This window comes from Ruegeria sp. YKSF57 (assembly GCF_059612585.1).
Window position 1 is genome coordinate 1 of the sequence record NZ_JBXWQW010000084.1, and the last position, 10,548, is coordinate 10,548.

Here is a 10,548-nt window from a genome sequence, read left to right on the forward strand (position 1 = left end):
GGTGATCGTCAGATCGCCCTTGATCTGGTCGATATGTACATTCTGCGGCGGTCCGCCCGACCCTTTTTCGTTGTCGAGCCATGCAGCCGTGTTGGGCTTGATTTCGATTTCTGCCGTATTGAAAATGGACGTGTTTGATTTAATGCCTTCAGTGTCAGTCATATCCAGATCTGACACCACCGCGACCTGGCTAATATAGATCAGATTGATCGCCAAACCGCCTACGGCGATATAAGGGGCATCCAACCAGGCGATATTCGCGTTTGCCTCATTTATTGAAAGATTTCCGCCCGTAACGATCGTGTGCCCTTCGAAGCTCCCTTCGCTATCAGATGAGGCCCATTCTCGCGGCAACGCGCTGATGTCGCTTTCTTCAGAACCCACATCCCGCGCCTTGTGATAGAAGGGGAGCAACTCACTCCAGGAAGGAAGTTCTGCTGCCGCTTGGCCATTCACAATGATGCCGACCGCTTCCTGACCGGTCAACTGGAATACCTGCGCCCCTTCAACAGAGGTGGCCTCAGAAGATGCCATCGCTTTTGCAAAGACTTTGACCGTTTCCAGTGAAAGAAAATTGGAAAGCCCCAATGCCAACGAAGGTATCGCATGCAGTGCGTCAGCAAGATTCGTAAGTGCCTCGGCTTGTTCCAGTTTTGCTGGTATATCGCGAAGAACACCCTCGCCAAAGATGTCATTGTCGCTCAATTGAAGCTTTTGATCTGTATAAGTGAGTGCCGAGCCGGGGAAATTGTGTATGTCTTCAAGCGGCTGCTCTACGGGAAGATCCGGCGCATTCCGATCATCGCCGGAAAACAGCGGTATGTTGTTCTGCACAAGCGCGGGCGGAGCGACACCCTCGACGATCAAGGGCGACGCAATAGAAACGGTTATCGGCAGTTCAACTGCTTCACCGGCGCCCAGTTTTTCTGCCACATAATCAGAAGCTACGTAGTTGCCAGGCGCCAATTCCAGATCAGATTTGACTACGATTTTCGTAGCATCTGGCATTTCTTCCAGATCCGCTTTCCGTCGAAGAGCCGTGAACTCTTCGTATTGATCTCTTAGTCGGGCCTTTTCTATCGTCAGGTCAAATAGACCGATAAAATGCGAAATGACTTCGGTAATATTGTCGAGCGCCATGGCAGGGTCCCTTTCGCTCGTATGATTAGGAAGACCGGGAAACCGGATTTCCGTAAACCGGGGCCGTCGAACGGCCCCGGCTATCTTCATTCAAGGATTCAGACGTCTGTATCGTCTGTTGCATAGGACGATGTCATCGCACCGCCAACCATGGTGGTGTCGACCGAGTTGCCCAATACATTTGCCCCCATGACAATCGATTGATTGAAGGCCGATGTATCGACCACGGCAGCCGCCGAAGCATAGGACTCACCAGTCACGATCCCGTCGCCACCATTGTTCGAGCCCCATTCGCCCGCGTTGCCGCCCATGCCTCCGTCACCGGAATATGCGCCGGACGCATCACCGCCATAAACGGCACCACCATAGGTATCACCACTGGCTGCGTCGGCCATCGAATATCCCGACGAACCGCCATTCGAGTTGCCTCCGGTACCGGTACCTCCGGCGCCCGAGTATGCGGCACCATGAGCTGTGCCGGAGCCCGCGGAATTGGCATCATTGTCGCTGGTTGCGTCTCCACCATAACCAGCAATTGCCTTTGCAAGACTGTCCGCCGATCCGTCGGTATCGGATTTGGAGAACACATCTGCGGCGCCGCCATAGCCGCCTGTGTTGGCCGCGTCAGCCGATCCTGATCCGTCAGCTGCAGAGGCCGCATCAGACGTATTGCTGCCGCCGGCGCCACCAGTACCATCCGCTGCGGATTTGCCAATCGATGAGCCGTCGGCAGCCCCATTGGATGTATTCGTGCCACCAGCGCCGCCGGTCGCGTCCGTATCCTGACTATTGTTGGCCTTGCCGCTCACATCGCCGGTATCTTGGTCGATGCTCGGCCCGTCTCCAGTAGTCTGATCGTCGACACCTTCGGCATTTGCCTTGCTTGTCGATGAGCCGCCAGTGCCGTCGCCGCCATTGGTATCACCACCAGTAGAGTCTCCATCGCCGGTCGAAGCTTTCTGGTTGCCACCGTTGTCATTGTCGGCTTTTTCGCCAGTGACTTCCTGATGGAGCGCGGCGATCGCCGCTTCGATCAAGCCGGAGAAGCCGCCATTACCACTGTCTCCGCCTTCGCCGTCTGCGGTGCTGCCAGCTGCGCCAAGTGCTCCGCCGATGGCTTTGTTGTCACCACCTTCGGCATCATTGGCCTCGGTGTTGCTGTCGCTCTTGTTGCTGTTCAGACCAACGCCGATTGCACCCGCATCGCCTCCATCGGCACCCTTGGCGGATGTATCGTTGTCAGCGTATCCACTGCTGTCAGCATCCGATGTCGACTTGTTGTCACCACCGTCTGCATCACCTTCGGCATTCGCTCCTGACAGGCCAAGACCAACGGCAATACCCAGCGAATCTGCGCTGCCGCCGTCGCCACCAGTCCCCGAGGATTCGGTATGCGACTTGGTTGCGTTGTCGCTTTTCGCGCTGCTGTCGGCGTCTCCGCCATCGCCGCCAACACTATCACCATCCGCATGCGCGCCTGAAAGGCCTACGCCTAGACTTGCGTTGTGTGCGTCGCCGGTGTCGCCACCCTCGCCTCCGCCAGCTTTGGCGTTCGCGTCACCGGTATCGCCGCCTTTGGCAATCGCGTCACTACCGTAGGTTTTACCTCCGGTTGCATCACCGCCGTAAATGGTTCCGCCATCACCAGTATCGCCGCCGTCAGCATCCGCGCTTATGCCTTCTTCCGCATGAGCCTTGCCCCCGTGAGCGTTGCCGGATTGGTTGAATTCTCCAGTGTTGGAGACAGTCGGTGACTTCAGGGTGTCATTGTCATAGAGACTCGCTACCTGGCTATTGATCGACGACATGTCATTGCCTTCGCCCTCGAGATCGATCTTGAGGTGCATGTCATCACCGGGATCATAGTTCACGTCTTTGCCGGCTGTTATTACATCGCCAACAGAAGCGTAGTCTCCTAGATCCAGGTCGACCTGATCGTCGTCGCGCGGAATCCACTCACCACCACCAAAGTCGATATTGATCGCATTCGAGTTGGAATTGTCGTTGCTGTCGTCACCTCCATTGGTGTTCTGCTGCTGTTGTTTCTGTGTCTGATCTTGACCTTGATCCTGCCCCTGCTTTTGGTTGTCTGCGTTATCGACCTTGTTGTCGACGTCGGTTTTTTGGGACTGTTCCTGATCCTGGGCGTCAGAAGTGTCAACAGATTGGTCTTGTTTTTGTTGTTGAGCGTTCACGTCCGCCTCTACAAATGCTTTATCCACTTGGATGTCTGTATCGAATGATGCATCGAGGTTTTCGACGACGACTTCATCGACTGTCGTGTTGTTTGAATTGGCTGCATTCCGTTTCATAGCAAGTAATCCATTTTCCTTGCGCCGGCCCGCCAGTCATGTAAAAGGCAGAAATGGGCGCGTTTTAAACAGATGAATCGAGTTATCTCGATCCGGCAAAAAATTTGCTTCTCCTTAAATTTTTTCATCACCTCCTTTGCAACCAAAGAACTTGCGAGCATTCGAGAAAATTTGCAGGCATTACTTTTAGGGTATTTTCATAAATTAGACCCCTTATAGTTGCGGAAAAAACCGACTCTGGCCAGCCAATAATATGATTTATTTCATCTAGTGATTTGATATTATTATTTTTTATTTTGGGGCCAATATTATTTCGGCCTCACGATTTGAAAACGTGGAAGAATTTCTCAAAAAATTATCACAAAGATTATAAAGGAATGTGGTGAAACGATTATTCTTGGGTGAGAGGTATTAATCCAAAGTTCTATCCACCTCGCGCTTTGTCAACTCTCTGTTGATAATCATAAAAATTTCCGCTAAACTTTGAGGAGAATTCTTGGATGCACACATCTATTTGGTTAATTGATTGATTTTAAGAGATATTTCTGGGTATTGATCTGTGAATGATTTGGGGGGGCGTGATGAGTCTGCTTGATTTCAATGGAACAGCCGGGTTATCTACTCGCTCGCCAACTGAAGTTGATGTATTGTTTTTGGGGAAAGAACTCTTTTTTTCGAGCCAAACTTTGATGAATGTTCACGCCGAGTTTGGAGTGTTCGCATACAGATGCGAAACTCTCCGGCAAGCTCAGTCGGTATTTGAGAACAAAATGCCAACACTTCGCATGCTTGTCGTAGATCAACAGTTGGGCGAACATCTTCTGAACTATCCACAACCATATCTGGATGTGTCCGGGTCAGGATGTTTGGCTTTGGCTTACCGAAAAGAAGCCGCCGCCGAAGCGTTCTTTTTGCAATGGGACTGCCTAAAGCATGGTGAAATCGGGTTCTTGCCGATGAATGTAACACCCGATGTATGGCGGTCTGTGTTAAGGTTACTACTGCATTACGAGCTTTTTATTCCTGCATTTCTGGCAAAGCTCGTCCAAAAAGATAAACCTCCCGTTCGGACATCAGGCACCTTTGGGCAATTTTGTGCAAATGGTCAACAACCAGTTTGCGAAGGGTTGTACACTCGTTTGACGCGCAGAGAAAAAGAGGTTCTGCAACTAGTTTCTCATGGTCAAAGCAACAAGCAGGTGGCTTCTAACCTCGGAATAACAGAACACACCGTCAAACTTCACATGCATCATATTGTCAAAAAAATTGGTGTCAGTAACAGAACTGCTGCAGCCAACTTCTTTTTTGAGATGGTACCGGCTGAAAACCGACCAAAAGTCAGTGGCTGATAATCCCAAAATACGTTTTGATCGCCTAATCTTGCTAGTTGGGCGACTAAATTATATTTGGACAAACACCGAAAGCTTGCTGATCCATCTGATTGCGGGACTGTGCAAGACAGATAAAGAAATAGCCGTTATTATTTTTTTAACCCTGAATACCACTCGCGCACGTATCGATTTGGTTGAACGCCTTTCGAAAATGGATGGTAGTGACGAAAAAGCCCGAAGCTTGATACTCAAGCAAACGCAGCGCCTGACAAAACTCTCTGCAATCCGAAACAAATACAACCATTGCATATACTCTTTTGATCCTGACAGTGGAAATCCTCGAACAATACTGATGCGAATTGCAGATCGGAAAACAGATATCAAGCTTGGTCGCGCTGATATTGTAGATGATCTGGCGATCTCCCAGATTGAGGACGCTGTTGAAAAACTCACAAACGCAAACCAAGATTTGTGGCGGCTGATCAGGCAACTGAAGTATCCAATTTAGTTTTCCATAGGTCCTCGGCGTGGCGCAGTCGAGCGGCAAACCTCCTAGTTGCCTATCGCCTCCTAGGTGCCTATCGTCGGCAATAAATACGGAGCCTGGCTTGCTCTTACAGTGAACACTCAGGCGCCGGTGACGTCGTCGTCACTGGACCGGTTTCCTTACATCGCTTGTTACCACAGGCGTCTAGTGATTTCAGAAAACAAACCCAAGTTTTTAGTTGAGGAGCCTGACGCGCTAATATAGGTTCAGCCGAGCTTAGCATTAAGCTGTTGGAAAAAAGAGATAAAGCAAATGAAGTGCTTACTGCACATTGGAATGCACAAGACCGGTTCGACAGCGATTCAATCGGCATTGGAAGGCTATGACGACGGGCACACATTTTATGCGCAGCTAGGATACCTGAACCACAGCATTCCAATCCGGACTGCCTTTTCTGACCATGATAACCTTACAAAATTTTCATACCAGTATGGCTTATCCCAAGAAAGCGCACCGACTCTTCGAGAACAAGTTCACATAGAATTGGAACAACAACTGGCTCGAAGCGACCGGCAGCGAATAATTATTTCGGGTGAAGACATTTCTCTGATGACATCGAAAGAGAAAGTTGACTTCTTGTCGTGGCTGACCCAACGATGCCAGTCTATCTCGGTGTTAATGTACGCGAGAGACCCTTTGTCTTTTGCGGCCAGTGCTTTTCAACAGACGGTGATGGGAGGCAATAGTGCAGAAGTCCCCTCAGCGGTTGATCCGCTGTACCGCGGAAGGGTGATGCCGTTCATAAATTTCCTTGGCCGTTCTAATGTTGAATTATACGACTACAACAGGAATGCACTGCGCGAGGGAGACGTCGTATTCGATTTATGCGAACGTTGGGGATTGGATTTCAAGCGAACAAAAACTCAATCGCCAAACTCATCATTGAGCGCCGACGCGTTGAAAATATTGCATGCGTTCAATCGATCAAATCCGATTTTTCGTGGTGATCCAGTCATGGACTCCGCCTATAAAAGACTGCAGGGTATCATTCGAAATGAGTTGAGGGAGGGAGAAGCCATAGACAAACGTGCTTTTGTATCTGTTGCGATTTATAATGATTGCGATTGGTTGGCGAGAGAATTTGGAATTCAATTTAATAGATTACGCAACACTTGCCCCGAAGTTAACCTAACATCTTGGATGAATGAAATATCTCAATGTTCTCTAAATCGGCTTGAAAAAGTACTCGTCTCAAATGGTATAAGAATTGAAACAACGCGGAGACCCGAAATATTAGCGAACAGGTTGTACTATCTACTTCTAGGGATGGAATATGCCAAGAGCCTTCCGAAACCGCAGCAAGCCACGGTGCTGCGAAGAGTTCGCAACGTCGTCAGGAGATTGATTGGGCGCTGACCTGAGCCTCAAGTTTCCTTGGCGTTGTTGCGTAACTCGCGTTTGAGGAGTGAAGACCCTTACCCCGCCGACGTCAACCACGCGTTTGATTTCGGCGGTTCATGAGGGCGATGCGGATGCGGATTTCGTATCGACCCGGCGGAATCTGCTCAGGTTAAGCTACTAATTTGAGCGCCTCGTTTGGCGTCCACATGGCAAGGGCCTGGTGCGGGCGTTTGTGATTGTAGAACTGGATCCAGTCGCCGACAGAACGGGGCGCATGAGCCAGGCTTTCGAAGCGCTGGCGATGGACACATTGCTCTTTCAAGGATCGGATCAGCCGCTCCATCATGCCGTTCTGCTGAGGACAATGGGGCGTGATGAACTCCTGGCGCAGGCCGTAACTTTTGACCAGGGCCGTGTACTTCCGAGATGTGAAGACGAGGCCGTTGTCGCTGCGAAGCAGAAATGGCTCGTCGACTTTGCCCAATGTGCCGAAGCGCGCAATCAAGGCGTGTTCCAAAGCTGAAGCCGCCGTCGTCGCCTTGCCGGATCGCGACAGATGCCATCCCAAAAGTTCGCGGGTATGACAGCCCATCACCAGGGCTAGCGTGCACCAGCCATCCTTGCCTGCCCAGACACGCGCCAGATCGGTCGACCATCGTTCGTTTGGTTTCTCTGCGACGGACGGCAAGGCCTCAATCCGCGGCCGGGCGCCGGTCGGCCGTTTGCGCACTTGCCAGCCTTTGATCTGAAAGACCCGTTGCACTGTGTTCTTGTTGAACCCAGAAGGTGCGCGACCGTGCGATAGCCAAACGACGGGTTCTCCTCGATCATGGACTTGATCGGCGCAATGAACCGATCGTCCAGCTTCGGCGCGGCCTTCATCGGCTGGTAGTAGACCGTGCGGCGCGGAACTCCGAACCAGGTGCAAAGCCTGGAGATCGGCACGGCGTCACCATCAGCGAGAAGGCCCTCATGAAGCGCCCGGAGCTCCAGCATGGCTTCGCCGTAAGCTTCCTGAAGGTCTTTGAGCTGCTTTCCATATTCCTGTCGAACGTCGAGCGGATTGGTCTTCAGGGCGTTCTCCATGCCCTTCTTGGCATCATCAACCCAACTCTCGATCTCTGATGGTGCCAGGTCGTAAGTCCGGCTCGCCTCGGCCACCGTCGTCTTGCCCTGAATGATCTCAACGACCAGCGCTGATTTGCGCCTAGCCGTCCATCGTTTCACTGCCTCTGTCATCGTATCGCTCATTGCTAGGTCCTTTCTTATAGCATGAGCAGGATTTCACTGGCTCGATACAGATGGCCGTAGCTCTGCGGCAGCCTCCCAAAGGCTGCCTCCGCCACACGGACCGTGGCAGCCAAAACTGCGCCCACAATTATCAGAAGCTCTTGCGTCAGCACGGCTTCCAAGTATCGATGAGCGGCAAAGGCAGCTGCTATGACAACTCCGCCTTCGAGACGTTCTTCAAGACGATCAAGGCGGAAATATTCTGGCGAAGATCGTTGCAAACGTGCAGAGACGTCGAACTGGCCATCTTCCAATACATCAACGGCTTCAACAATCCGCGACGGCAGCACGAAATCGGGACAGGTCCAGACTGAACACCCGGCCAGCGATCGAGACCTTGTCAGTTTGTAGCATCAACAGGTAGAACAATCATGGCCGCGATTGGTTGTTTCGAATTCTGCCGATACAACGCCACTGGTTTGTAGACTGTCGGAGCAATGGTCCCGTGATCCTAATCCGCTTGTTATTGGCGTTGGTGCTTGTATCGGTGAATGCTGTTGCGGCATTTGCGGAAAAAAGGGTTGCCTTGGTAATCGGTAACTCCGCTTATCAGGCGGTCAGCCCGTTGGACAATCCGATCAATGACGCATCAGATCTGGCAATTGCGCTAGAAGGGCTGGGATTTGAAGTATATCTTGGTACGGATTTGCAACAGACCGAGATGACGGCGATGGCTGACGCTTTTGGATCTGCTGCTGCGGATTCTGATGTCTCGTTGTTCTTCTACGCGGGTCATGGTTTTCAGGTCGAAGGGCAAAACTATTTGCTTCCTGTAGATGCCAAAATCTCATCGGCTCAAGATGTCGTCACACAGACTGTACCGATCAGCGAGTTCATCGCGCGTATGGAGAAATCGAAAGGTGTTCGACTGATTTTTTTGGATGCCTGCCGAGACAACCCGTTTGAAGACTCCGGTTTGAATGTGGGCGGTGACGGACTGGCGCGGGTCGGCAGTTCGGCTGATTTTCTTTTCGCGTATGCCACCCAACCAGACAATGTTGCCTACGACGGAACCGGAAGGAACAGCTTTTTTACGGAAGCTATGCTCAGCCATATTTATACGCCGGGACAGGATATTTCGGATATGATGATTTCGGTGCGCAGGGATGTTCTTGCAGCGACCGGAGGGCGGCAGATTCCTTGGGATAATTCCTCAATGACGCGGCAGTTCCGCTTTGACAACAGTCCGGCAACTGTTTCCGAAGAAACCCTGCTGTGGCAAGTGGCGGCAAGTGCGCAAGACCCAACGCTCATGCAGCTATATATGGATCGCTACCCCCAGGGATCTCACACTGGCGAGGTCGCGGCCTTTCTGGATCAGTTTGAACAGATTGGAGCGCGAACCCGTGCCGTCGCGGTAGAGGATGAGGACGCTCAGGCCGAACGTTTGTGGAAGCTCGCACAACGCAGCCGGATGCGCCCTTTACTGGAGTTCTATATTGAGCAATATCCGGATGGTTCTCATTCAACCCAAGCCAAGCGATTGCTTCAGTCGATTCCACGACCCGAGGATTCAAGCCCTGGTGGAATCTGTGAAAGGCTGGCAACCCATCCTCGCGACCGAACGGCCAGTATCCCTGGTGTTCCGTTTGACCATCTGAAACAAAACGCCATGACGGCCATTCAGGCATGCAGCGCGGCGACCGTGCAATCACCAGATTTGCCCCACTACGTCGCTTTGCTGGCCCGAGCAACAATTGCGAGTGGTGATGTGGACAGGGCTGTGACTCTGTATAAGCAGGCTGCTGAGCGGGGTGACTTGCGCGCTATGGTATCGTTGGCGCAGCTCTATGAAAGCGGAACCGGAGTGTCTCGGAATACAGACCAGGCACTGGCGTTGTATGAACGCGCTGTCGAAGGCGGCAGTTTTGATGCGATGATCAATCTGGCTGTGATACTGTTCCAAGGTCAAATTGTTGCCAAAGACGAACAGAGAGCGATATCCTTGCTCAAGCGCGCTGCTGATGGCGGTTCCCCCAAGGCAACTTTCAATTTGGGGGTATTGGCGCAGGATGGCATAGCTGGAATACCATCGCAGGCTCTTGGCTATTTTCAGAAAGCGGCACGCGAGGGCGAATACCAGGGTTTCCTGGCCGCTGCTATTCTGTTGGACGAAGGCCGGGGTGTGCCACGGGATGCGACGCAAGCCGCTCGTACCTTGTTGCGTGGAGCCGCGGAAGATGACGGAGCAATCATCAAACAACTGACCCAAGTATCCGACCAGTGGAAACGACAGACGATCATGGAAGTACAAAGGCTGCTGCAGGAAGCGGGGCTGTACACCAGTGTGATCGACGGTCTGCCTGGACCGAACTTTACTTCGGCATTGCAGAGCTGGCGCAGTGGCGGTTTTAACCCGCTGGTCCTAGCGGAGAATTAAGCGGTTACGTAATTTTGAGACACGGGTTTGGTCAAATCCGACCGAGCTGCCAATTTGCGTGAATCCCACTCAAGGCGCTGAGCGCGGATGCGTCGTAGCGTCCGTTGAACCCGACCTAACGCTTGCCGCTAGCGGGGGCTAAGTGTCCACCATCGATAGTGGACACTAAGGGGCACTCTATGAGCGGGCGGAAGAAGCGGTTTTGGG

The 10,548-nt window shown here is 52.1% G+C and carries 6 protein-coding genes and 3 pseudogenes; 5 read left to right on the forward strand and 4 right to left on the reverse strand.

Going from position 1 to position 10,548, the window contains the following annotated elements; translation table 11 throughout:
* Both AC2FLX_RS21240 and AC2FLX_RS21245 read right to left on the reverse strand, forming a co-directional pair.
* Nucleotides 1–1,140 (reverse strand): annotated as a pseudogene (locus AC2FLX_RS21240) (type I secretion protein); the annotation flags it as partial.
* Between the two features lie 98 nt (nucleotides 1,141–1,238).
* The gene (locus tag AC2FLX_RS21245) at nucleotides 1,239–3,452 is read right to left on the reverse strand and encodes a hypothetical protein (protein WP_496810529.1); all 2,214 of its coding nucleotides are present in this window, start codon (nucleotides 3,450–3,452) and stop codon (nucleotides 1,239–1,241) included.
* Between the two features lie 581 nt (nucleotides 3,453–4,033).
* On the opposite strand from AC2FLX_RS21245, the gene AC2FLX_RS21250 reads away from it, so the two are divergent.
* From AC2FLX_RS21250 to AC2FLX_RS21260, 3 genes are all read left to right on the forward strand, one after another.
* Entirely contained in the window at nucleotides 4,034–4,801 is a 768-nt protein-coding gene (locus AC2FLX_RS21250) for a helix-turn-helix transcriptional regulator (RefSeq protein WP_496810528.1), read from the forward strand.
* Complete coding sequence (locus tag AC2FLX_RS21255) at nucleotides 4,794–5,291, forward strand: hypothetical protein (protein WP_496810527.1); 498 nt, start codon at nucleotides 4,794–4,796, stop codon at nucleotides 5,289–5,291. Before AC2FLX_RS21250 ends, AC2FLX_RS21255 begins: the two co-directional genes overlap by 8 nt.
* Nucleotides 5,292–5,606: 315 nt before the next feature.
* On the forward strand, nucleotides 5,607–6,686 hold the full coding sequence (locus tag AC2FLX_RS21260) for a hypothetical protein (protein WP_496810526.1): 1,080 nt from the start codon (nucleotides 5,607–5,609) through the stop codon (nucleotides 6,684–6,686).
* A 154-nt stretch (nucleotides 6,687–6,840) separates the two neighbouring features.
* Here the strand turns inward: AC2FLX_RS21260 and AC2FLX_RS21265 are convergent, their stop codons facing one another.
* A complete protein-coding gene (locus AC2FLX_RS21265) occupies nucleotides 6,841–7,434 on the reverse strand; it encodes an IS3 family transposase (RefSeq protein WP_496875536.1) in 594 nt (197 codons plus the stop codon).
* A gap of 272 nt (nucleotides 7,435–7,706) precedes the next feature.
* A pseudogene (locus AC2FLX_RS21270) lies at nucleotides 7,707–7,922 on the reverse strand (DUF1153 domain-containing protein); the annotation flags it as partial.
* A gap of 41 nt (nucleotides 7,923–7,963) precedes the next feature.
* On the opposite strand from AC2FLX_RS21270, the pseudogene AC2FLX_RS21275 reads away from it, so the two are divergent.
* Together AC2FLX_RS21275 and AC2FLX_RS21280 are read left to right on the forward strand one after the other, a co-directional pair.
* Nucleotides 7,964–8,275: pseudogene (locus AC2FLX_RS21275) on the forward strand (IS3 family transposase); the annotation flags it as partial.
* Between the two features lie 131 nt (nucleotides 8,276–8,406).
* A complete protein-coding gene (locus AC2FLX_RS21280) occupies nucleotides 8,407–10,341 on the forward strand; it encodes a caspase family protein (RefSeq protein WP_496810524.1) in 1,935 nt (644 codons plus the stop codon).
* Nucleotides 10,342–10,548 lie beyond the last annotated feature (207 nt).